At 58.4% G+C, this 24,122-nt stretch carries 18 protein-coding genes; 10 read left to right on the top strand and 8 right to left on the bottom strand.

Features of this window, described 5'->3' with window-relative positions:
- Positions 1-28: 28 nt before the first annotated feature.
- Genes glgC through glgP form a run of 3 tightly spaced genes read left to right on the top strand, consistent with a single transcriptional unit; the run spans position 29 to position 5,222 of the window.
- Positions 29-1,324, top strand: a complete 1,296-nt coding sequence (gene glgC, locus LPQ25_RS01625; protein WP_002920566.1) for a glucose-1-phosphate adenylyltransferase — start codon at positions 29-31, stop codon at positions 1,322-1,324.
- The gene (gene glgA, locus LPQ25_RS01630) at positions 1,324-2,757 is read left to right on the top strand and encodes a glycogen synthase GlgA (RefSeq protein ID WP_002920564.1); all 1,434 of its coding nucleotides are present in this window, start codon (positions 1,324-1,326) and stop codon (positions 2,755-2,757) included. The genes glgC and glgA overlap by 1 nt, the downstream gene beginning before the upstream one ends.
- A gap of 17 nt (positions 2,758-2,774) precedes the next feature.
- Complete coding sequence (glgP, locus tag LPQ25_RS01635; RefSeq protein ID WP_002920561.1) at positions 2,775-5,222, top strand: glycogen phosphorylase; 2,448 nt, start codon at positions 2,775-2,777, stop codon at positions 5,220-5,222.
- Positions 5,223-5,311: 89 nt separating this feature from the next.
- On the opposite strand, the gene glpD is transcribed toward glgP, so the two are convergent.
- The gene (gene glpD / locus LPQ25_RS01640; RefSeq protein ID WP_002920554.1) at positions 5,312-6,820 is read right to left on the bottom strand and encodes a glycerol-3-phosphate dehydrogenase; all 1,509 of its coding nucleotides are present in this window, start codon (positions 6,818-6,820) and stop codon (positions 5,312-5,314) included.
- 204 nt (positions 6,821-7,024) lie between these two features.
- Between glpD and glpE the strand changes: the two genes are divergently transcribed.
- The 3 genes from glpE to LPQ25_RS01655 are packed head-to-tail and all read left to right on the top strand — an operon-like array spanning position 7,025 to position 9,043.
- Positions 7,025-7,354, top strand: coding sequence for a thiosulfate sulfurtransferase GlpE (glpE, locus tag LPQ25_RS01645; protein ID WP_002920552.1), 330 nt, complete (start codon positions 7,025-7,027; stop codon positions 7,352-7,354).
- Positions 7,355-7,404: 50 nt separating this feature from the next.
- Positions 7,405-8,235 carry a rhomboid family intramembrane serine protease GlpG gene (glpG, locus tag LPQ25_RS01650; protein ID WP_004151408.1) on the top strand — a complete coding sequence of 277 codons (831 nt, stop codon included), beginning with the start codon at positions 7,405-7,407 and terminating at the stop codon, positions 8,233-8,235.
- A gap of 49 nt (positions 8,236-8,284) precedes the next feature.
- A complete protein-coding gene (locus LPQ25_RS01655) occupies positions 8,285-9,043 on the top strand; it encodes a DeoR/GlpR family transcriptional regulator (protein WP_002920548.1) in 759 nt (252 codons plus the stop codon).
- Between the two features lie 15 nt (positions 9,044-9,058).
- Here LPQ25_RS01655 and malT read toward each other — a convergent pair whose 3' ends face one another.
- On the bottom strand, positions 9,059-11,764 hold the full coding sequence (gene malT, locus LPQ25_RS01660; protein ID WP_002920545.1) for an HTH-type transcriptional regulator MalT: 2,706 nt from the start codon (positions 11,762-11,764) through the stop codon (positions 9,059-9,061).
- A gap of 624 nt (positions 11,765-12,388) precedes the next feature.
- Here malT and malP point away from each other — a divergent pair.
- A complete protein-coding gene (gene malP, locus LPQ25_RS01665; RefSeq protein WP_004151407.1) occupies positions 12,389-14,779 on the top strand; it encodes a maltodextrin phosphorylase in 2,391 nt (796 codons plus the stop codon).
- A 10-nt stretch (positions 14,780-14,789) separates the two neighbouring features.
- Positions 14,790-16,883 (top strand): 4-alpha-glucanotransferase, encoded by a 2,094-nt coding sequence (gene malQ, locus LPQ25_RS01670; RefSeq protein ID WP_002920543.1) that lies wholly within the window; start codon positions 14,790-14,792, stop codon positions 16,881-16,883.
- 102 nt (positions 16,884-16,985) lie between these two features.
- Here the strand turns inward: malQ and gntT are convergent, their stop codons facing one another.
- The 3 genes from gntT to gntX all read right to left on the bottom strand — a co-directional run bounded on the left by gntT (position 16,986) and on the right by gntX (position 19,947).
- The gene (gene gntT, locus LPQ25_RS01675) at positions 16,986-18,302 is read right to left on the bottom strand and encodes a gluconate transporter (protein ID WP_002920542.1); all 1,317 of its coding nucleotides are present in this window, start codon (positions 18,300-18,302) and stop codon (positions 16,986-16,988) included.
- A 336-nt stretch (positions 18,303-18,638) separates the two neighbouring features.
- Positions 18,639-19,214 (bottom strand): Fe-S biogenesis protein NfuA, encoded by a 576-nt coding sequence (nfuA, locus tag LPQ25_RS01680; protein WP_002920540.1) that lies wholly within the window; start codon positions 19,212-19,214, stop codon positions 18,639-18,641.
- Between the two features lie 58 nt (positions 19,215-19,272).
- The gene (gntX, locus tag LPQ25_RS01685; protein WP_004185961.1) at positions 19,273-19,947 is read right to left on the bottom strand and encodes a DNA utilization protein GntX; all 675 of its coding nucleotides are present in this window, start codon (positions 19,945-19,947) and stop codon (positions 19,273-19,275) included.
- 38 nt (positions 19,948-19,985) lie between these two features.
- Here gntX and bioH point away from each other — a divergent pair, with 38 nt between their 5' ends.
- A complete protein-coding gene (gene bioH / locus LPQ25_RS01690) occupies positions 19,986-20,759 on the top strand; it encodes a pimeloyl-ACP methyl ester esterase BioH (protein ID WP_004174021.1) in 774 nt (257 codons plus the stop codon).
- Between the two features lie 120 nt (positions 20,760-20,879).
- The gene (locus LPQ25_RS01695) at positions 20,880-21,149 is read left to right on the top strand and encodes a YdgH/BhsA/McbA-like domain containing protein (protein ID WP_002920510.1); all 270 of its coding nucleotides are present in this window, start codon (positions 20,880-20,882) and stop codon (positions 21,147-21,149) included.
- An 88-nt stretch (positions 21,150-21,237) separates the two neighbouring features.
- On the opposite strand, the gene feoC is transcribed toward LPQ25_RS01695, so the two are convergent.
- From feoC to feoA, 3 genes are read right to left on the bottom strand one after another with little or no spacing between them, the layout of a single operon-like run.
- Entirely contained in the window at positions 21,238-21,477 is a 240-nt protein-coding gene (feoC, locus tag LPQ25_RS01700; protein WP_002920509.1) for a [Fe-S]-dependent transcriptional repressor FeoC, read from the bottom strand.
- A 9-nt stretch (positions 21,478-21,486) separates the two neighbouring features.
- The gene (feoB, locus tag LPQ25_RS01705) at positions 21,487-23,805 is read right to left on the bottom strand and encodes a Fe(2+) transporter permease subunit FeoB (RefSeq protein WP_014906839.1); all 2,319 of its coding nucleotides are present in this window, start codon (positions 23,803-23,805) and stop codon (positions 21,487-21,489) included.
- A gap of 28 nt (positions 23,806-23,833) precedes the next feature.
- Positions 23,834-24,061, bottom strand: coding sequence for a ferrous iron transporter A (gene feoA / locus LPQ25_RS01710; protein WP_002920506.1), 228 nt, complete (start codon positions 24,059-24,061; stop codon positions 23,834-23,836).
- Positions 24,062-24,122 lie beyond the last annotated feature (61 nt).

Below are 24,122 nucleotides of genomic sequence, written 5' to 3' on the forward strand. Positions count from 1 at the left end.
AAAGCGGGGGTGTAAAAAGGAGTTAATCATGGTTAGGCTTGAAAAAAACGATCCGCTGATGCTGGCGCGTCAATTACCCATCAAATCCGTGGCGTTGATCCTCGCGGGCGGGCGTGGCACCCGGCTGAAGGATCTCACCATTAAGCGTGCGAAACCTGCCGTTCACTTTGGCGGCAAGTTCCGTATTATCGATTTCGCATTATCTAACTGCATTAACTCAGGGATCCGCCGCATCGGCGTTATTACCCAGTATCAGTCGCACACGCTGGTGCAGCACATCCAGCGCGGCTGGTCGTTCTTCAGCGAAGAGATGAACGAGTTTGTCGATCTGCTGCCGGCTCAGCAGCGCGTGCATGGCGAAAATTGGTATCGCGGCACGGCGGATGCGGTGACGCAGAACCTGGATATCATCAGCCGCTACAAGGCCGAGTACGTGGTGATCCTCGCGGGCGACCATATTTATAAGCAGGACTACTCGCGCATGCTGATCGACCATGTCGAAAAAGGGGCGCGTTGCACCGTGGCCTGCATGCCGGTGCCCATTGAAGAGGCATCCGCCTTCGGCGTCATGGCGGTCGACGAAAACGAAAAAATCATTGAGTTTGTCGAGAAACCCGCCAACCCGCCGGCGATGCCGACCGACCCGACCAAATCGCTGGCCAGCATGGGCATTTATGTCTTTGACGCCGCCTATCTTTATGAGCTGCTGGAAGAAGACGATCGCAACGAGAACTCCAGCCACGATTTCGGTAAAGACATCATTCCGAAGATCACCGAAGCTGGCATGGCTTATGCACATCCTTTCCCGCTCTCCTGCGTGCAGTCCGACCCGAACGCCGAACCTTACTGGCGCGACGTGGGGACGCTGGAAGCCTACTGGAAGGCTAACCTCGATCTGGCGTCAGTCACGCCGGAGCTGGATATGTACGACCAGAACTGGCCGATCCGCACCCATATGGAATCGCTGCCGCCGGCGAAGTTCGTGCAGGACCGCTCCGGTAGCCACGGCATGACCCTGAACTCGCTGGTTTCCGGGGGGTGCATTATCTCCGGGTCGGTGGTGGTGCAGTCGGTGCTGTTCCCGCGCGTGCGGGTGAATTCGTTCTGTAACATTGATTCGGCAGTCTTGTTGCCAGATGTCTGGGTGGGGCGCTCATGCCGCCTGCGTCGCTGCGTGATTGACCGCGCCTGTGTTATCCCGGAAGGAATGGTGATTGGTGAGAATGCGGAAGAGGATGCACGCCGCTTCTATCGCTCAGAGGAAGGTATCGTGCTGGTGACCCGCGACATGCTGCGGAAATTAGGGCACAAACAGGAGCGCTAATGCAGGTCTTACATGTATGTTCTGAGATGTTCCCGCTGTTAAAGACGGGCGGTCTGGCGGACGTCATCGGCGCACTGCCGGCGGCGCAAATCGCGGAGGGTATCGATACGCGCGTGCTGTTGCCGGCGTTTCCCGATATCCGTCGCGGCGTGGTGGATGCCCAGGTGGTGACCCGCCGGGATACCTTCGCCGGGCGGATCACGCTGCTGTACGGCCACTTTAACGGCGTGGGGATCTACCTGATAGACGCCCCGCATCTCTATGACCGTCCGGGGAGCCCTTACCACGATACCAACCAGCACGCTTATCCCGACAACGTCCTGCGCTTTGCGCTACTGGGCTGGGTGGGAAGTGAAATGGCCAGCGGACTGGATCCGTTCTGGCGCCCGGATGTGGTGCATGCCCATGACTGGCACGCCGGCCTGACGCCGGCCTACCTGGCGGCGCGCGGACGCCCGGCTAAATCGGTGTTTACCGTGCACAACCTGGCGTACCAGGGGATGTTTTACTCCTGGCATATGAATGACATTGAGCTGCCGTGGTCGTTCTATAACATGCATGGCCTCGAGTTTAACGGGCAGATCTCGTTTCTCAAGGCCGGCCTCTACTACGCCGACCATATTACGGCGGTGAGCCCGACCTACGCGCGCGAGATCACCGAGCCGCAGTACGCCTACGGCATGGAGGGGCTGCTGCGCCAGCGCCATCATGAAGGTCGGCTGTCGGGAATTCTCAACGGCGTTGACGACGGTATCTGGAGCCCGCAAAACGATCTGCTGCTGCCGATGCGCTACGATCGCGACACGCTGGAGGAGAAGGCGGAGAACAAGCGTCAGCTGCAGATTGCCATGGGCCTGAAGGTCGATGATAAAGCGCCGTTGTTTGCCGTCGTCAGCCGTCTTACCAGCCAGAAAGGGCTGGACCTGGTGCTTGAAGCGCTGCCGGGTCTGCTTGAGCAGGGCGGCCAGCTGGCGCTACTGGGTGCCGGCGATCCGGTGCTGCAGGAAGGTTTCCTCGCCGCCGCCGCCGAACACCCGGGCAAAGTGGGTGTGCAGATTGGCTACCATGAGGCCTTCTCCCACCGCATTATGGGCGGCGCCGACGTCATTCTGGTCCCGAGCCGCTTTGAACCCTGCGGCCTGACTCAGCTGTATGGTCTGAAATACGGGACGCTGCCGCTGGTGCGCCGCACCGGCGGTCTGGCGGACACCGTCGCTGACAGTTCGCTGGAGAATCTGGCCGATGGTCTGGCGACAGGGTTTGTCTTTGAGGACAGCAATGCGCTGTCATTGCTGCGCGCTATCCGTCGCGCCTTTGTCCTCTGGTCGCGCCCGTCGCTCTGGCGCTACGTGCAGCGTCAGGCGATGAATATGGATTTTAGCTGGCAGGTTGCCGCGAACTCCTATCGCGAACTTTATCAACGCTTGATGTAACCACTGGAGTCATTGTTATGAATGTACCCTTTAGCTATGCATCACCGACGCTGAGCGTTGAGGCGTTAAAGCATTCTATTGCCTATAAACTGATGTTTATCATCGGTAAAGATCCGGCCATCGCCAACAAGCATGAATGGCTTAACGCCACGCTGTTTGCCGTTCGCGATCGCATGGTGGAGCGCTGGCTGCGCTCCAACCGCGCGCAGCTCTCCCAGGAAGTGCGCCAGGTGTACTATCTGTCGATGGAGTTTCTGATCGGCCGCACCCTCTCGAATGCGCTGCTGTCGCTGGGCATTTATGACGATGTGAGCAGCGCGCTGGCGGAGATGGGGCTCGATCTCGAAGAGCTGATCGATGAAGAGAATGACCCCGGGCTTGGCAACGGCGGTCTGGGCCGCCTGGCGGCTTGCTTCCTTGACTCCCTGGCGGCGCTGGGTCTGCCGGGACGCGGTTACGGCATCCGCTACGACTACGGGATGTTTAAACAGAATATTGTCGATGGCCGACAAAAAGAGTCTCCTGACTACTGGCTGGAGTACGGTAACCCGTGGGAGTTTGAGCGCCACAACACCCGCTATAAAGTGCGCTTCGGCGGCCGCATTCAGCAGGAAGGAAAGAAAACCCGCTGGATTGAGACGGAGGAGATCATTGCGGAAGCCTACGACCAGATCATCCCCGGCTTTGACACTGACGCCACCAACACGCTGCGTCTGTGGAGCGCGCAGGCCAGTAGCGAAATTAACCTCGGTAAATTCAACCAGGGCGACTACTTCGCCGCGGTAGAGGATAAAAACCACTCCGAAAACGTCTCCCGCGTGCTCTATCCGGACGACTCGACCTACTCCGGACGCGAGCTGCGCTTGCGCCAGGAGTATTTCCTCGTGTCGGCCACGGTGCAGGATATCCTGAGTCGCCATTACATGTTGCATAAAACCTATGACAACCTGGCGGACAAGATTGCCATCCACCTGAATGACACCCACCCGGTGCTGTCGATACCGGAGCTGATGCGTCTGCTTATCGACGAACATAAGTTCAGCTGGGACGAGGCGTTCGAGGTGACCTGTCAGGTCTTCTCCTATACCAACCACACCCTGATGAGCGAAGCGCTCGAGACCTGGCCGGTGGATATGCTGGGTAAAATTCTGCCGCGCCATCTGCAGATTATCTTCGAGATTAACGACTATTTCCTCAAGACTTTGCAGGAGCAGTATCCGAACGATACCGACCTCCTCAGCCGCACCTCGATTATCGACGAGTCTAACGGCCGCCGTGTGCGGATGGCCTGGCTGGCGGTAGTGGTCAGCCACAAGGTCAACGGGGTGTCCGAGCTGCATTCCCGACTGATGGTGGAGTCACTGTTTGCCGAATTCGCCAAAATCTTCCCAATGCGCTTTATCAACGTGACCAACGGTGTGACGCCGCGCCGCTGGCTGGCGCTGGCCAACCCGCCGCTGTCGAAAGTGCTGGATGAGCATATCGGCCGCACCTGGCGGACCGATCTGAGTCAGCTTGATGAGCTGAAACAGCATATCGACTACCCGATGGTCAATCAGGCGGTGCGTCAGGCCAAGTTTGAGAACAAACAGCGGCTGGCCAGCTATATTGCTCAACAGCTCAATGTGGTGGTCAATCCGAAGGCGCTGTTTGATGTGCAGATCAAACGTATCCATGAATACAAACGGCAGCTAATGAATGTGCTGCACGTCATCACCCGCTATAACCGGATCAAGGCCGATCCGCAGGCCGAGTGGGTGCCGCGGGTGAATATTTTCGCCGGTAAGGCGGCCTCGGCCTACTACATGGCCAAGCACATTATTCACCTGATCAACGATGTGGCGGCGGTGATTAATAACGATCCGCAGATTGGCGACAAGCTGAAGGTCGTCTTTATCCCCAACTACAGCGTTAGTCTGGCGCAGCTGATCATTCCGGCGGCAGACCTGTCGGAACAGATCTCCCTCGCAGGCACTGAAGCGTCCGGCACCAGTAATATGAAGTTTGCCCTTAACGGCGCGCTGACTATCGGCACCCTTGATGGGGCAAACGTGGAGATGCAGGAGCACGTGGGCGAAGAGAATATCTTTATCTTCGGCAACACCGCGGAAGAGGTGGAGGAGCTGCGTCGCAGCGGCTATAAACCACGCGAATACTACGAGCAGGATGAAGAGCTCCACCAGGCGCTGACGCAGATCGGTACCGGCGTCTTCAGCCCGGCGGAACCGGGGCGCTACCGCGACCTGCTGGATTCGCTGATTAACTTTGGCGACCACTACCAGGTTCTGGCGGACTATCGTAGCTATGTGGACTGCCAGGATCGCGTCGACGAGCTGTATCAAAACCCGGAAGAGTGGGCCTATAAGGCGATGTTGAATATTGCCAACATGGGCTACTTCTCTTCTGACCGGACGATCCAGGAGTACGCGAAATATATCTGGCATATCGACCCGGTAAGGCTGTAAGCCAGTCAACGCAACACAACGGGGCCATTTGGCCCCGTTGTTTGATTATTGCGGTTGAACCTGGCCTCAGGCGTTTCCGCCGGGCAGCGTTACGACGCTAACGACAGTTCAGACTTTCCCGCATGCTGCGCCAGCCATTCGCTGATGCGCGCCTGCTGCTCGGCAGTCAGCCACATACCCTGTTTGGTTCGACGCCAGATGGCGTCATCCAGGCTGCGCACCCACTCGTGCTCCACCAGATATTTCAGCTCGGCTTCATAAAACTCGTGGCCGAAATCTTCCCCGAGATCGCTCAGGGCGCTGGCTTCCTTCAGGATCCACTCGCTGTTGCTCCCGTAGGTGCGGGCATAATGGCGGGCCAGTGATTCACTGATGAACGGGAAGCGACGGCGCAGTTTTGCCGCGTAGTCGTCGCGGTCGCCGCCGATATCGCCGCCGGGGAGCACAGCGGTTTTGGTCCATGCCGGGCCGATCCCTTTGTAATAGGGGGTCAGTTTTTCCAGTGCATGCTCGGCCAGTTTGCGATAGGTGGTCAGCTTGCCGCCGAAGACGGACAGCAGCGGCGCCTGACCGTTCTCATCGTGAATATCCAGGGTATAGTCGCGGGTAATGGCCTGCGGCGAATCCGACTCGTCGTCGCACAGCGGACGGACGCCGGAGTAGGTCCAGACGATATCGTCCCGGCTGAGGGTCTTTTTAAAGTGCGCGTTATAGACGTTCAGCAGATAGTTGATCTCTTTATCATCAATGGCCACCGCTTTCGGATCGCCCTTATACTCGACGTCCGTCGTGCCGATGATAGAGAACTCATCCATCCACGGAATAACAAACACTATGCGTTTATCTTCGTTCTGCAGAATATAAGCCTGTTTCTGGGTATGCACCCGCGGCACCACGATGTGGCTGCCCTTGATCAGACGGATGCCGTAAGGCGAGCGCAGATGCATCCCTTCGTCGAAGAACTGTTTGACCCATGGGCCGGTGGCATTGACCAGGCCGCGCGCCTTCCAGGTAAACTTCTCACCGCTATCAATATCTTCCGCTTCCACCACCCACAGGCCATTCTCACGTTTCGCTGAGATAGCGCGGGTGCGGGTACGCACTTCGCCGCCTTTGCGGACGACCATCTGCGCGTTGGCCAGCACCAGGCGGGCATCGTCGACCCAGCAGTCGGAATATTCGAAACCGCGCACAATTTCCGGTTTAAGTACCGATTCTGCGCCAAAACGCAACCCGGTGGATCCCGGGAGGCTGGTGCGTTTGCCCAGATGATCGTACATAAACAAGCCGATACGGATCATCCATGCCGGGCGCAGATGCGGGCGATGCGGTAGGCGAAAGCGCATCGGGAAGGCGATATGCGGGGCCATTTTTAACAGCACCTCACGCTCGGCCAGCGCTTCGCTGACCAGACGGAACTCATAGTGTTCGAGGTAGCGTAGCCCGCCGTGGATCAGTTTGGAACTGGCGCTGGAGGTGGCGCAGGCGAGATCGCGCGCTTCCAGCATCAGTACGGATAAACCACGCCCGGCGGCATCTGCCGCGATACCGGCACCGTTGATGCCTCCGCCTATCACAATCAGATCTTTGGTTTCCACGTTCTTACCCTCTCACACTTTCGTTTAAGCTCATAAATGCTCGATATCGCTCACTATAGCAAACAAACGCGCTTTTGGTAACATCAAAAAAACATTTTGAAGTGATGGGTGTAACATATTGGCGTTTCTTTACCGCCTGACGGTACACTACAGGGTAAAATTGGGCCGGCCATCGCCCGTCATGACGAGAAAGAGAAGAGAATCATGGAACAGTTTGAATGCATCAATGTTGAAGAAGCGCACCAGAAACTGCATCAGCAGACGGCGGTACTGGTCGATATCCGCGATCCGCAAAGCTATGCGATGGGTCATACGCCGGGCGCGTTTCATCTGACCAACGATACGCTGGGCGCGTTTATGCGTGACAACGACTTTGACACGGCGGTGATGGTGATGTGCTATCACGGCAACAGCAGCAAGGGCGCCGCGCAGTATCTGCTGCAGCAGGGGTTTGATAAGGTCTATAGCGTTGACGGCGGGTTCGACGCCTGGCATCGCCATTTCCCGGCGGAAGTGGCGCGCGGGACGTTTTAACGACTGGCAGGTATACTATCCCCCTTTGTGTGGAATAAGCGATTCGCTGCATGTTAATGATTACCTCTTTTGCCAACCCGCGGGTGGCCCAGGCGTTTGTCGATTATATGGCGACGCAGGGGATTATCCTGACCATCCAGCAGCATACCCAGAGCGACGTCTGGCTGGCTGATGAGAGTCAGGCCGGGCGCGTCAGGGCTGAGCTGGCGCGTTTTCTCGAAAACCCGGCGGACCCGCGCTATCTGGCGGCGAGCTGGCAGTCCGGACAGACCAATAGCGGGTTGCGCTATCAGCGCTTTCCTTTCTTTGCCACGCTGCGGCATAACGCCGGTCCGTTCACCTGGGCGATTCTGCTGATCTGCATCGCGGTGTTCATCCTGCAAAATCTGCTGGGCGATCAGCCGGTGATGATTTGGCTGGCCTGGCCCTACGATCCTTCGCTGCAGTTCGAAGCCTGGCGCTATTTCAGCCATGCTTTCATGCATTTCTCGCTGATGCATATTCTCTTCAACCTGCTATGGTGGTGGTATCTTGGCGGCGCGGTGGAAAAGCGCATCGGCAGCGGCAAGCTGGTGGTGATCACCGTCATCAGCGCTCTGCTGAGCGGCTTCGTGCAGCACCAGTTTAGCGGCCCGTGGTTTGGTGGCTTGTCGGGCGTGGTCTACGCGCTGATGGGCTACGTCTGGCTGCGGGGCGAGCGCGATCCGCAGAGCGGTATTTATCTGCAGCGCGGGTTGATACTCTTCTCTTTAGTGTGGTTAATTGCTGGCTGGTTTGACGTTTTCGGCATGGCGATCGCCAACGGCGCGCACGTGGCTGGTCTGGCGACCGGCCTGGCGATGGCGTTTGTTGATACCTTACATGGGCGAAAACGCGCATAAAGACTTACCGACAGGGGTCGGGTAGGCGACATTTTTCCAGGGATATTTCATGAAACAAACACAACGTCATGACGCCATTATCGAGCTGGTAAAAAAACAGGGTTACGTCAGCACGGAAGAGCTGGTTGAGCAGTTCGCGGTAAGCCCGCAGACCATCCGCCGCGACCTGAACGATTTAGCCGAACAGAAAATGATCCTCCGCCATCACGGCGGCGCGGCGCTGCCCTCCAGCTCGGTGAACACCTCCTGGCACGATCGCAAAGCGACCCAGACGGCGGAGAAAGAGCGTATCGCCCGGCGGGTGGCCAGCGAGATCCCGGACGGAGCGACGCTGTTTATTGATATCGGCACCACGCCGGAAGCGGTGGCGCACGCTCTGCTCGATCACAACGATCTGCGAATTGTGACCAATAACCTTAACGTCGCCAACACGCTAATGGTGAAAGAGGACTTCCGCATTATTCTCGCCGGCGGCGAACTGCGTAGCCGGGACGGCGGGATTATTGGGGAAGCGACGCTGGACTTTATCTCGCAGTTCCGCCTCGACTTCGGCATTCTCGGCATCAGCGGCGTAGACAGCGATGGCTCGCTGCTGGAGTTTGATTATCATGAAGTGCGCACCAAGCGGGCGATCATTGAGAATTCACGCCACGTGATGCTGGTGGTGGACCATACCAAGTTTGGCCGTAACGCGATGGTCAACATGGGCAGCATAAGTATGGTCGATGCGGTCTATACCGACGTGCTGCCGCCGGCCGGCGTGCTGAAGGTGATCACTGATAACAACCTTCAGCTGGAGCTGTGCTAAACGGCAACGGCGTCGTCAGACGCCGTATCCCATCATCTTAAGTAACTGCTGGGCATGCTGTACCGCGTCCTGCCGGTGGGCGACGCCCAGTTTCTGATACAGGTTGCGAATGTGGGTCTTGATGGTGGTGGCCGCCACGTCAAGCTCGCCGGCAATCTGCTCGTTGCTGTAACCGGAATAGATTAAGCCAAGCACCTGCCACTCGCGCTGGGTCAGCGGGCTGGTGCGGATAAGCTCCGGCACCTCCGGATGATTCAGCAGTCGCTCGACGAACCCTTCGTCAAAGTGGGCGAATTTGTGGCGATGATGCTGGTTGATGTCGCGCAGAATACGCTGAGCGCGATGCTGCTCCAGCTCCGGCAACGTGTTCAACTGGATCAGCTGGCGCAGCTGCTGGGCCATCGCCTCGCCTTCAATCACAAAGTGGTTGATAAAACCGGTGCGGTTGGCGAGCGTCAGGGCTTCCAGCAGGGCTTTCTGCGCTTCGCTCTTGCGTCCCGACTGCCAGTACAGCTGATTGAGCAGCAGCAGGTTGCGGTTGAGATCGCTCATCAAACGCAGCGAACGCGCATTTTCGTTCAGCTCTTCCAGCACCATTTCCGCCGGTTCGAAGTCGCCCAGCAGGATCTGCGCCCGGGCGATGTTGCGCCACTGGCTCTGCAGGAAGTGGTTGTTGGCGAACTCCGGCTTTGGCGTCTGGCGCAGCCAGTTGGCCGCCGCGGTTTTATCACCGGTCATCTGCCAGTAGATCACTCGCACCTTATCGGCGTTGGAGACCCAGTCGCTGTGATAGTGACCATTACCGAGCAGGTTTTCCAGCCGGTTCAGGTGGCTGCGGGCATTATCCAGATCGCCGCGCGCCAGTGAGCACTGGACCATCAGCGCCAGGCACTGCAGCTGCTGCTGCGGCTGATAGGTGGATAGCACGTCCATCCCCTGGCGGGCGCAAGCTTCAGCCTCGTCGAGGCGCGCCCATGCCCACAGCAGCTGAGAACGGATGCGCAGCAGGAACTCATGCATCGGCAACTGCTCAAGATGCTGTTCGCGTACCAGCTGGAAGGCTTTCTCCTGGCTCTCCCAGGCGGCCTGCAGGAAGCCCTGGGCGAAGAGGATTTCGCTTTGCTGAATGATGCTCCACAGGGCGTAATGCCATACGTCGTGACGGCGGGCCATCTGTTCGGTCTGCTGCATCACGGCGAGGGATTTGGTCAGCTTCCCCTTACAATGGAGAACTTCGCCATGCACCGATGTGGCGACGATGCGGCTGTAATAGTTGGCCAGCGGCAGCTCTTCCAGGGCCACCATTGACAGACGTTCCGCCTCGTCCTGGTCGCCATCGTTAATCGCCACCTGCGCGCGCAGCGCGTTGAAGTCGCCATGCATCGCGGTGTCCATTTCCACACTCATCTCCTGCTCGGCGCGCGCCAGCAGGGTATTGACTTCGCTGTAGCGATGCTGGCTCTGCATCAGCCAGGCCTGGAGCAGGATCAGGCGCGGATTTTCCAGCAGATTGGACCATGGCAGCGCCGCCAGCGACTGCTCCAGTAGCCCCAGCTCGCTATGGTTAAACATGCCCCAGGCATGATTGAGCAAGATATCGCGCAGCATTTTGGCATCGCCGGCCGCCAGCGCATGGTGGATGGCCTCGCTGGGGAAACCTTGCGCCATCCAGCTTTCCGCCGCGGCGCGGTGGATCTCCGGTAGTTCAACCGCCAGCTCCCACTGACAGCGCTGGCGCAGGAAGCTGCCAAACAGCGGGTGATAGCGGAACCATTCGCCGGAATCATCCATCCGCTGCAGGAACAGCCCCTGGCGTTCGATCTCCTCCAGCTGCATCTGGCCATTCTCTTCGCCGGTGACGCGCACGATTAACGCGTCGTTCATTGAGCGCAGCAGAGAACTCTTCAGCAAAAAGTTGCGCGTGCGGGCGTCAACGTTATCCAGCACTTCATCCACCAGATAATCCGACAGATGGCTGGCGTTAATCCCGGCGAGGCGGCGGGCGGAGTGTTGGGCGGAGGAGTTATTCTGGCGGGCGGAGAGGGCGATGAGTTGTAGCGCGGTGGCCCACCCGGCGACATCGTCGCACAGCCGGCTACTGTCGTCGGCTTCGATAGGCGATGTCAGACGACAGTCGAAAAATTGTTTCGCCTCCTGGTGGGTAAAGGCCAGCTGCTGACTGCCAATCTCCAGAAGCTGATCGCGGACGCGCAGATTGGCAATGCCCAGCTGCGGCAGGTTACGCGACAGGACCACCAGGGTCATATTCTCCGGCTGATGGCGCAGGAAAAAGCGCATCGCGTCATGGATCACCGGATTATTGATCAGATGGTAATCATCAATGACGAGATACAGCGGGCGCTGCCAGTCGGCAAGTTCAATAAACAGCTGCGCAAAAAGAGAGGAGAGACTGGCGTACTGGCGTTTTTGCACCATCGCTTCACTGGCCGCGCAGTGGTTGCCGGTAGCCTGCTGAATCGCCGCGATCAGATAGCTGGCAAAACGCTCCTGCTGGTTGTCGCCTTCGTCCAGCGAAAACCACCCAAGATCGTTTTTACCCGCGGCCCACTGAGAAATGAGCGTTGTTTTACCGTACCCGGCAGGACTGGTGATCAGCACGAGACGATAATTGTTCGCGCCGGAAAGTTTCGCCAGTAAGCGCTCACGAACCACAGTGTGTTCAAGGCGGACCGGACGACTTAATTTGGACGGAATCAACATAGTTCTACATTTCGCTGTGCAAGAGAGAGGTTGCGATTTTTTTTGCGCTTCGTAATTAATATCTAATAAGGTCGGTGATTATGAAATTTATTGCAAGTTATGTCCGAAGTTTATGCTCTTGAATTTGCTCTATGTCACAAATTTCGACATTGGCTGAGAATGGGAAAAAATCGCAGGCAGGACTGGTCGGCCGCGGTTTTCAGGCGGTAGCTGGCGGAGTGTGGGTGGATTTATTTTACGCTAAGAGTAGTTGTTTGTTTTTATTAAATTATTGTCAGCGATTTCTTAGAAGTAATCTTTTTTGCGGGTCAATGCGATGAAAGGTGCTTATTTCTTCAGGGGCCTCTATTTATTTTGTTAATAACGTGGCGAGGAACTGGAAGATTTTTTACGCGTATTGGCCTGTAACAAATTTTTAGCTACCGGAGGTAACCTCTCAATTGTCATATCGCGGTGATTTTTACAGCATATTTTTGTCTTCTCGCCCACACTATAGTGTTCAGGATCACACTTTTCGCTCATCCCCGCCACTCCTCCCTGTCTAATCCCCGTCAGGATGAGGACGATGAATCGGGAGGTCGGCACACTAGCGCCATCGTTTTAGTAAAGGACCCGGATCTCATTATGTCACAGACTACATTTAACAAAGCTCAGTTTCAGGCTGCACTGACGCGTCAGTGGCAGCATTTTGGTTTACAGTCCGCTTCCGAGATGACACAGCGTCAATGGTGGCGCGCAGTCAGCGGAGCGTTGGCGGAACTCCTGGCGGCGCAGCCGGTAGCGAAACCGGCGCAAGGACAGCGTCACGTTAACTACATCTCAATGGAGTTTCTGATTGGTCGTCTGACCGGCAACAACCTGCTCAACCTGGGCTGGTACGAGGGCGTCAGCGACGCGCTGAAAGGCTACGATGTCAACCTCACCGATCTGCTGGAAGAAGAGACTGACCCGGCGCTGGGTAACGGCGGCCTGGGACGTCTGGCAGCCTGCTTCCTCGACTCCATGGCGACGGTGGGGCAGTCGGCGACCGGTTACGGTCTCAACTACCAGTATGGCCTGTTCCGCCAGTCATTTGACGATGGCCAGCAGATGGAAGCCCCTGACGACTGGGGGCGCAGCAGCTACCCGTGGTTCCGTCATAACGAAGCGCTGGATGTCCAGGTAGGTATCGGCGGGAAAGTCAGCAAAAACGGCGAATGGCAGCCGGCGTTCGTCATTACCGGCGAAGCCTGGGACCTGCCGGTGCTTGGCTATCGCAACAACGTCGCCCAGCCGCTGCGTCTGTGGCAGGCCAAACACGCTCATCCGTTCAACCTGACCAAATTCAACGATGGCGATTTCCTGCGCGCCGAGCAGCAGGGCATCGACGCGGAAAAACTGACCAAGGTGCTGTACCCGAACGACAACCATCAGGCCGGTAAAAAACTGCGCCTGATGCAGCAGTACTTCCAGTGCGCCTGCTCAGTGGCCGATATCCTGCGCCGTCATCATCTGGCAGGCCGCAAGCTGGCCGAGCTGGCGGATTACGAAGTGATCCAGCTGAACGATACGCACCCGACCATCGCCATCCCGGAGCTGCTGCGCGTGCTGATTGACGAGCACCAGCTGAGCTGGGACGACGCCTGGGCGATCACCAGCAAAACCTTTGCTTACACCAACCACACCCTGATGCCGGAAGCGTTGGAATGCTGGGATGAGAAGTTAGTAAAAGCGCTGCTGCCGCGCCATATGCAGATCATTAAAGAGATCAACGACCGCTTTAAACAGCTGGTGGACAAAACCTGGCCGGGCGATAAGCAGGTCTGGGCGAAGCTGGCGGTGGTGCATGACAAACAGGTTCGGATGGCCAACATGTGCGTGGTGGGCGGCTTTGCTGTCAACGGCGTGGCGGCGCTGCACTCGGATCTGGTGGTAAAAGATCTGTTCCCGGAATATAACCAGCTGTGGCCGAACAAATTCCATAACGTGACCAACGGCATCACGCCGCGCCGCTGGATCAAGCAGTGCAACCCGGCGCTGGCCTCGCTGCTGGATGAGACGCTGAAAAAAGAGTGGGCCAATGACCTCGACCAGCTGATCAACCTGGAAAAATATGCTGACGATGCGGCGTTCCGTCAGACTTATCGCGATATCAAGCAGGCCAACAAAGTTCATCTGGCTGAGTTTGTGAAGCAGCGTACCGGGATTGAGATCAACCCGCAGGCGATCTTCGATATCCAGATCAAACGTCTGCACGAGTATAAGCGTCAGCACCTTAACCTGCTGCATATCCTTGCGCTGTACAAAGAGATCCGCGAAAACCCGCAGTCCGACCGCGTACCGCGCGTCTTCCTGTTCGGCGCGAAAGCGGCGCCGGGCTACTATCTGGCGAAAAACATTATTTTTGCCATCAATAAGGTAGCGGAAGCGATCAACAACGACCCGAAAGTCGGCGATAAGCTGAAGGTGGTCTTCCTGCCGGACTATTGTGTATCGGCAGCAGAAAAACTGATCCCGGCGGCGGATATCTCCGAGCAGATCTCCACCGCGGGTAAAGAAGCCTCTGGCACCGGCAACATGAAGCTGGCGCTGAACGGCGCGCTGACCGTCGGGACGCTGGATGGCGCTAACGTGGAAATCGCTGAGCAGGTGGGCGAGGAGAACATCTTTATCTTCGGCCACACGGTTGAAGAGGTGAAAGCCCTGAAAGCGAAAGGCTACGATCCGCTGAAATGGCGTAAAAAAGACAAGCTGCTTGATGCGGTGCTTAAGGAGCTGGAGAACGGCACCTACAGCAACGGCGACAAGCATGCCTTCGATCAGATGCTGCACAGCCTGCTGCAGGGCGGCGATCCGTACCTGGTGCTGGCCGATTTCGAAGCCTACGTAGCGGCGCAAAAACGGGTAGATGAGCTGTATCGCGACGAGGAGGCCTGGACCCGCGCGGCTATCCTCAACACCGCGCGCTGCGGCATGTTCAGCTCCGACCGCTCGATCCGCGATTATCAGCAACGTATCTGGCAGGCGAAACGCTAAAGGAAGGCCTATGGAGAGTAAACGCCTCGATAATGCCGCGCTGGCGGCGGGCATCAGCCCCAGCTATATCAACGCGCACGGCAAGCCGCAGTCTATCGCGGCTGTCACCAAACAGCGCCTGCTGGATGCGATGCATCGCTCTACCGCCGCCACGAAAGTGGCGGTTAACCCGCTGCCGAACGTGAAAATTTTCACTCACGGCAAAAAAATGTCGCTGCCGGTGGCAGGACGCGGTGAGTATCAGTGGATCCTGACTACTGAGGACGGTAAGCAGTATCAAGGGAAAACCCGCGGCGGCGAGACGCTGCCGCTGCCGGCCAAACTGCCGGAGGGGTACCACTCCCTGACCCTCACCCAGGAGGGGGAGCGCTGGCACTGCCGGACTATCGTCGCGCCAGCCCGCTGCTATGAGCCGCAGCCGCTGAAAGAGGGGAAAAAGCTGTGGGGCACCTGCGTGCAGCTGTATACCCTGCGCTCAGAGAAAAACTGGGGGATCGGCGATTTTGGCGATCTGCGGGCCATGCTGCCGGAAATCGCCCGCCGCGGCGGGTCGTTTATTGGCCTTAACCCGATTCATGCCCTCTATCCGGCGAACCCGGAGAGCGCCAGCCCCTATAGCCCGTCTTCACGTCGCTGGCTGAACGTTATTTATATCGACGTCAACGCGGTTGAAGATTTCCAGCGTAGCGAAGAGGCGCAGGCGTGGTGGCAGTCTCCGGCAACGCAGCAGGCACTGCAGGCGGCGCGGGAAACGGACGATGTGGATTATACCGCCGTCACTACGCTGAAAATGACCGCGCTGCGTATGGCATGGAAACAATTCTCTCGTCGTGAAGATGAGCAGATGACAGCGTTCCGCGAGTTTGTTCTGCGCGAAGGGGAAAGCCTCTACTGGCAGGCGGCTTTCGATGCGCTGCACGCCTGGCAGGTACAACAGGACCCGCTGCGCTGGGGCTGGCCGGCCTGGCCGAAGGCCTTTCAGGATATCGACAGCCCGGAGGTGAAAGCCTTCTGCGTTGAGCATGAGGATGACGTCAGTTTCTATCTTTGGCTGCAGTGGCTGGCCTGGAGTCAGTTTGCTGCCTGCTGGGAAACCAGCCAGCGTGACGGCATGCCGATCGGCCTCTACCGCGACCTGGCGGTGGGCGTCGCCGAGGGCGGGTCGGAAACCTGGTGCGATCGTGAACTGTACTGCCTGAAAGCATCCGTAGGCGCGCCGCCGGATATTCTGGGCCCGCTGGGCCAGAACTGGGGCCTGCCGCCGATGGATCCGCATATCATTGCCGCCCGCGCCTATGAGCCGTTTATCGACCTGCTGCGCGCTAATATGCAGAACTGCGGCGCGTTGCGCATCGATCACGTGATGTCTGTGCTGCGTCTGTGGTGGATCCCGTATGGTGAAACCGCCGACCATGGCGCTTACGTTCAGTATCCGGTCGACGATCTGCTGTCGCTTCTGGCGCTGGAAAGCCAGCGTCATCGCTGCATGGTGATCGGTGAAGATCTGGGCACGGTACCGGTGGAGATCGTCAGCAAGTTACGCAACAGCGGCGTCTATTCTTATAAGGTGCTCTATTTTGAGAGTGATGCAGAGAAAACGTTCCGCGCGCCGGCGCTGTACCCGGAGCAATCAATGGCTGTGGCGACGACGCACGACCTGCCCACTCTCCGCGGCTACTGGGAAAGCGGCGATCTGACGTTAGGTAAAGCGCTGGGCCTCTATCCTGATGAGGTGGTGCTGCGCGGACTGTACCAGGACCGCGAGCTGGCGAAACAAGGGCTGCTGGACGCGCTGCATAAGTACGGCTGTCTGCCCAAGCGCGCCGGCCATAAGGCCTCGCTGATGAGCATGACGGGGATCCTCAACCGGGGGATGCAGCGTTATATTGCCGACAGCAACAGCGCCCTGCTGGGCCTGCAGCCGGAAGACTGGCTGGAGATGGCGACGCCGGTTAACATTCCGGGCACCAGCACCGAGTACCCGAACTGGCGCCGGAAGCTGTCCGTCACCCTGGAGCAGATGTTTGCCGATGAACGGGTCAATAAGCTGATTAAGGATCTGGATAAACGGCGCAAGGCGGCGAGCAAGAAAGCCGCCTCCTGATAACTTCCTGCCGCGCGCTCCTCTGCGCGGCGAAGAGCATGTCCGATAAAAAAGGCCGGCCCGCTTCACGCGGACCGGCCTTTTTCTGTGGCGGGAGTGACCTTACACCACCATCCCCAGCAGCAGACAGCCCACCAGGCCGCAGACTGAGATAATGGTTTCCAGCACCGACCAGGACTTGATGGTCTCGCCGATGGTCAGGTTAAAGTACTCTTTGAACAGCCAGAAGCCCGGATCGTTAACATGGGAGAAGATAACGCTGCCGGAGCCAACGGCGATAACCATCAGCTCCGGGCTGACGCCGGTGGTGGCGATCAGCGGCGCGGCGATCCCGCCCGCGGTGATGGCGGCCACGGTCGCCGAACCCAGCGCGATACGCAGCACCGCGGCGATAGACCACGCCATAAACAGCGGAGACATGTTCGATTCGTGCATGATAGAGGCGATGTATTTATCCATGCCGCTATCCACCAGCACCTGCTTGAAGGCACCGCCGCCGCCGATGATCAACAGCATCATGGCGATGATTTTGATCGAAGAGGTCAGGGTATCGTTGATCTGCTCCATGGAGCGGCCGCGGTTCAAACCGAAGGTGAACAGGGCAATCAGTACCGCAATCAGGGTGGCCATCACCGGGTCGCCGAAGAACTCGGCAATTGGCAGGAAGGCGTGGCCTTTCGGCAGGATCATCTCAGCCACGGCGCGCATCGCCATCAGGATCACCGGAACCAGCGAGGTCCAGACGCTGACGCCAAAGCCTGGCATCTCTTCTTCAGTGAACACTTTCGGGTTATGCAGGCCTTCCGGGATCGGCTTATCTATCCCTTTCAGGAAGCGCGCAAACACCGGTCCCGCCAGGATAACCGTCGGGATAGCCAGAATGGTGCCGTAGAGCAGCGTTTTGCCCATATCGGCATGGAAGATGGTGGCGATCGCGGTCGGACCCGGATGCGGCGGCAGGAAGCCGTGGGTGACGGAGAGCGCGGCTGCCATCGGTACGCCGACGTACAGCAACGGAATACGGGCCGAGGCGGCGATGGTGAACACCAGCGGCAGCATCAGCACGAAGCCCACTTCATAGAACAGGGCGAAGCCAACGGTGAAGCCGGTCAGGACCACCGCCCACTGAATATGCTTCTTACCGAACTTATTGATAAGCGTGGTGGCGATACGCTGGGCGCCGCCGCAGTCTGCCAGCAGCTTACCGAGCATAGCGCCGAAGCCCATGATCAGCGCGAGGCTGCCAAGGGTGCCGCCAACGCCGTTTTTGATGGAGACGATCACTTTATCCAGTGGCATACCCTGCATTAATCCGACGGCGAGCGCCACCAGAACCAGCGCAATGAAGCCGTTCATTTTGAAACGGATCATTAACAGCAACAACAGGGCAACCCCGATAGCAACGATGACTAATGGCATGATTTACCTGGCCTTAATTTGTTATGGGTAACGTCAAAGTTCGAACCTGTAGAGCATCCGCTCCGTCAGGGAGCAAAATAGTCTGGCACCGTAAACGCTTGCATTATCCTTACCCAGAGAAAGGATAGCTGGCTATTTTTTTGCCGGTGGCGCCTGAAATGGATGATACGGGTAACATGTGAGGGTTGAGAATCACCTGACGGGGGAAAATGTTAAATATGAGACTTAAGTCATACTCTTTCCCCGGTTTTTGCCGGTCATTTAGCGGGAGATGTTGCGCGGTAACACAGAAAGGACCAGGGAGGACCGGCGGCAGGGTGCCGCCGGAGGAAGGGCTTAGTAGTAGGAGTGCTCGCCGCGCTGGTGCTCGGTCAGATCGCGAACCCCTTTCAGCTCCGGAAACTCGTTCAGCAGCTGTTTTTCAATACCTTCTTTCAGGGTCACGTCGACCATCGAGCAGCCGTTGCATCCGCCGCCGAACTGCAGGATAGCCAGACCGTCGTCGGTGATCTCCATCAGCGATACGCGGCCGCCGTGGCCCGCCAGCTGCGGGTTAATCTGCGACTGCAGCAGGTACTCGACGCGCTCCATCAGCGGGGCATCGTCAGAGACTTTGCGCATTTTGGCGTTCGGCGCTTTCAGCGTCAGCTGCGAGCCGAGCTGGTCAGTGACGAAATCAATTTCAGCGTCTTCCAGATAGGGCGCGCTGAGCTCATCGACATAGGCGGTCAGCTGTTCAAATTTCAGCGCCGTGTCGGTGTCTTCCACCGCATCCGGTGGGCAGTAGGATACGCCGCACTCAGCGTTTGGGGTGCCGGGATTAATCACAAATACGCGAATTTGCGTCCCTTCTTCCTGATTTGCCAGCAGTTTGGCAAAGTGCGCTTGTGCAGCATCGGAAATACGGATCATAGCGTTGGCCTAATAGTTGACTATTTTACTGGGTTATAATACGCCCATCAGCGGGGGTCTACAAGGTACGGCACAAACACCATACCTGAACCGTCGCGGCGCCGTTTCGCAAAAGCAGGCGGGATATCTCGGCGACGGTGCTGCCGGTCGTGACGACATCATCCACCAGAGCGATATGGAGTCCCTGCACGGCAAATTCAAGCTGAAAGGCATTTTTCAGGTTCTGCCTGCGCTGGCGGGCATTGAGCGAATGTTGGACGGCGCCGGCTCGCTGGCGAGTCAGGCCTTCGCGATGCCAGACGCATCCTCGCCAGCGGGCTAACGGTCGGCACAGTTCGTCGCACTGATTATAACCCCGGCGCCAGCGACGGCGATGCCATAGCGGCACGCCGACCAGAGCGTCTACTGGCGGCAAATCGTCACGCTGCAGAAGGCGCTGCAGCAGCAGACGCGCGAGGGCGGGGCCCAGCTCCGGGCGATGGTGAAACTTCAGCTGCTGCACCAGACCGCTCAGCGGCGGGCGATAGTCATTGACCGCCACCAGCCGATGCCAGGGAGGCGGCTTTTGCAGGCAGCGGCCGCAGGGGTGACGGGATGCCGCCGCCGGCAGGCCGCACTGCGGGCAGAGCGGGGGACAGGCGAGCAGGGCGCGGCTGCAGCGGGAGCAGATCCCCCAGCGGGCGACTGCCAGCGGCATTTGGCATAGCCAGCATAAGCTGTGTGCTGTTAGCATATTTGGCCTTCTGTCCAGTAAAAAGAGAACGGTAACGGATGAACGACATCTGGTGGCAAACAATCGGCGAAGGAGATTGTCATCTTGTGCTGCTGCACGGCTGGGGGCTGAACGCTCAGGTATGGGATTGCATCACGCCGCAGCTGGCTTCGCATTTTACCCTCCACCTGGTGGATCTGCCGGGCTATGGCCGCAGCGGCGGGTTTGGGGCGATGTCGCTGGAGGCGATGGCGCAGCGGGTGCTGGAGCAGGCCCCTCCACAGGCGGTGTGGCTGGGCTGGAGCCTGGGCGGGCTGGTGGCCAGCCAGGTCGCGATTATGCGTCCGGAACGCGTGCAGGCGCTGGTGACGGTTGCCTCTTCCCCCTGTTTCGCGGCTCGTGACGACTGGCCCGGCATCAAGCCCGAGGTGCTGGCCGGATTTCAGCAGCAGCTGAGCGACGATTTCCAGCGCACCGTCGAGCGATTCCTCGCCCTGCAAACCATGGGCACAGAGAGCGCGCGTCAGGATGCGCGGGCGTTAAAGCAGGCGGTGCTCTCGCTGCCGATGCCTTCCGCCGAGGCGCTGAATGGCGGACTGGAGATCCTCAGAACCGTCGATCTGCGTCAGGCGCTGGTCAGGCTGCCGATGCCGTTTCTGCGGCTGTATGGCCGGCTGGATGGACTGGTGCCGCGCAAGATCGTCCCGTTGCTGGATGACCTGTGGCCGGAAAGCGAGTCAATCCTCTTCGATAAGGCCGCGCATGCGCCGTTTGTTTCCCATCCCGCGGCCTTCTGCGAGCCGCTGCTGGCGCTGAAGACGCGGCTGGGGTAATTTTTTTTGCCGCGCCATGGTAAAAGGGCCATTCCTAGCAATACTTAGGTTGTTACGGTGGTTGATTATTTCAATCCGCCACCGTGACCTACAATAACAACCTTATGGAGAGTAGAGGCTATGAAACTTGTTACAGGAATGGTTGCATCTCTGGTGATAGGCACCCTCTCTTTCGGCGCATTCGCCGCGAAAGAGATCCAAAAAGAAGACGTGGCGAAGATGAATCTGACCAAGGTCGGTAGCATTACGACCTCCAGGACGACGTCGCCGATGGATGCCCGACGCGATCTGTCGAAAAAAGCCGATGAGCTGGGTGGGAAATACTTTGTGGTGATTGCCGGGCAGAAAAACGAAAAAACCGTACACGCGAACGCTGACGTTTATAAATAATCCAGTCATAAGAAAACGGGCCTGCTGGCCCGTTTTTCATAGCTGTCTTACTCGTTTTACCTCGTTGCGCGACCAGGCCTGACTCCTTTCATCGCAGCGCCCACCACTCCTGCCGGCACGCCGCTTTCCCTTCAGGGCAACTTTTACAGCTGCCGGAGAGGCAGCCCTCGCTCGTTTCGCTGATCCGGACCACCTTACCCATGGCTTCCATTCGCTCAAGCATGGCGTCAATCAGCGGCTGAGGCGTCTGCAGGCGAGCACTGAGCTGTTTCGCCTCCATGCGGCCCTGCAGGGCCAGCATATCGCGGACTTCCATTAACGACGCCACAGTCCCTCCTTAGTGGCAATCGCCAGCCGGGCTGGAACAGCAGGAGGCCGGCGTTTTTCGCGTGGCCAGCAGCGAGACGTCCACCCGGCTGCGCGCCCGGCGCAACAGGCCGAAGAGCACCACGTTGAACAACACTACCGCCAGGATACACACCAGACTGTAGCGCGGGTGATCGCTAAAGCTAACGGTCTGGTAATAGAGCGTCGAGAGCGAATAGGCGATATTCAGCCCCCACAGGATGGAGAAGGTCATCCAGCCGCGGCTTGATTCGCGGGCGATGGCGCCCATCACCGAGATGCAGGGAATATAGAGCAGGACGAAGATCAGGTAGCTGTATGCCGCCGCCGCGCTGCCAAATTTACTGCCCATCACCCCCATGGCGCCGGTGGCCATTTCGCCATCGCCTTTGCTGGCTTCGATGGGGTTGGCCAGGACGCTGAGGCTGAAGGTGTCTTTCAGTCCCTGCCATGTCTCATCGACGGCGGCGAGCAGTTCTTCGCCGAGACTGAAGGTCTGCGGATTGAATTCCTCATTCTGGATATCTTCGGCGGTATAGAGGGTGTTCAGCGTACCCACTACCACCTCTTTCGCCATCGCGCCGGTAAACAGGCCGACGGTGGCCTGCCAGTTATCTTCATGCACGCCGATCGGTTTAAACACCGGCGTAATGACCCGGCTCACCGAGGCCAGCGCGGAGTCGTTGATGTTGTCGACGACCTTACCGCTCAGTGAGAAGCTGTTCAGCGCGCTGAGGAAGATGCTGACGATGACGATCACCTTCCCGGCGCGCAGCACAAAGCCTTTCAGGCGCTGCCAGGTCTGGATAATCAGGCTCTTGATATGCGGGACGTGGTACACCGGCAGCTCCATCACGAACGGCGAGGCTTCGCCGCGCATAATGGTGTGCTTCAGCATCAGGCCGGTGAGGATGGCCATCACAATGCCCAGCACATAGAGCGAGAAGACCGCCAGCGCGCCGTTCTGCCCAAAGAAGGCGGCCGCGAAGACGGCGAAGATCGCCAGCCGCGCGCCGCAGGACATAAACGGCGCCATCATAATGGTCATCAGACGCTCGCGCGGCGCGTCAAGGGTGCGGGCGCCCATCACCGACGGCACGTTGCAGCCAAAACCGACAATCAGCGGGACGAAGGATTTCCCCGGCAGGCCGAGGGCTTGCATCAGGCGATCCATCACAAAGGCGGCGCGCGCCATGTAGCCGGAGTCCTCAAGGAAGGAGAGAAACAGATACATCATGCCGATCTGCGGCACCAGCGGCAGCACGGTGTTGATACCGCCGCCGATCCCCTGGGCGAGGAACACGGTCAGCCAGTCCGGGAAGTGCAGGGTGTAACCCAGCCATTGAATGCCATGCACAAAGATCGCGACCGAGCCGGCATCGAAAATCGGCTGCAGCGCGCCGCCGATGTTGATCGCCAGCAGGAACATCAAGTACATGACAAAGAGAAAAATCGGCAACCCGAGGAAGCGGTTGAGGATCACTTTGTCCATCGCGGCGGTGAAGCGGCTTGGTTCGGCGGTCAGGGTATTGCTGACGGCGTCGCAAATGGCGGCGATGGTCTGATAGCGCGCGTCAGCGATGTGCAGCGCCGGGTCGTCGATCTCGTCGCTGAGATTCGCCAGGGCGATATCCAGTTTATCGGCGGCGTCGCCGGCATAGGCCCGGCTGTAGATATCGCCCTCCAGCATCTGCAGACCCAGCCAGCGCCGCTGCCGGGGCGGGATCTGCGCTGACATCTGCTGCGCCAGCAGGTCAGCTTCGCGCAGCAGCGGCTGCGGATAGTGGACCAGCTCAAGATCGCTGTTCGCCTGATGACGGTCGAGGGCGATCTTCAGCGCTTCGATCCCCCGTCCGCGAGTCGATACCAGCGGAATGACCGGGCAACCGAGACGGGCGGCGAGGGCGTCGATATCGATCCGCACCTGCTGCTTTTCGGCGATATCCAGCATGTTCAGCGCGACGACGCAGGGGATCCCCAGCTCGAGCAGCTGCAGCGTCAGATAGAGGTTGCGCTCGAGGTTGGAGGCATCGACCACGTTAATCAGCATGTCGGCGTCGCCGCTCAGGATGTAGTGGCAGGCAATCTGCTCGTCCAGCGAGGTCTGCGAGGAGATGGTGGTCAGGGAGTAGGTTCCCGGGAGGTCGACCAGCGTGACCTGGTGGTCAGTGGTGGCGAAAATCCCCTCTTTACGCTCAACGGTCACCCCAGCCCAGTTGCCCACGCGCTGGCGAGCGCCGGTCAGCTGATTAAATAAGGTGGTCTTGCCGGAATTAGGATTACCAATTAAACCAACGGTTAATTTTTGCATATTTCAGACTCTTGTGCCGGGCCAGCCGTTATTGTGCAACCGCTTCCAGTTCGATTAAGGCGAGATCTTTTTTGCGTAATACCAGACTGACGCGTCGGGTTTCAATATGAACAGGATCGCCGAGCGGCGCCACGCGAACCACATGAAAAGAGGAACCGGGCAGCATGCCGAGGGAGAGCAGTTTCTGACGGTATGCTGGGCTAATATCGCGAGAAAAACCGGTAATTTTCCACGCACTATCAGGTGTGAATTGCATAGGGCCTACTTGTCTATCGCTAACCGAAGAAGAATTTTCCGGACGCCTGGAGGCAGTTGCG

The sequence above is a fragment of the Klebsiella sp. KPN54798 genome (assembly GCF_021184225.1).
GTDB classification, from domain to species: domain Bacteria; phylum Pseudomonadota; class Gammaproteobacteria; order Enterobacterales; family Enterobacteriaceae; genus Klebsiella; species Klebsiella pneumoniae.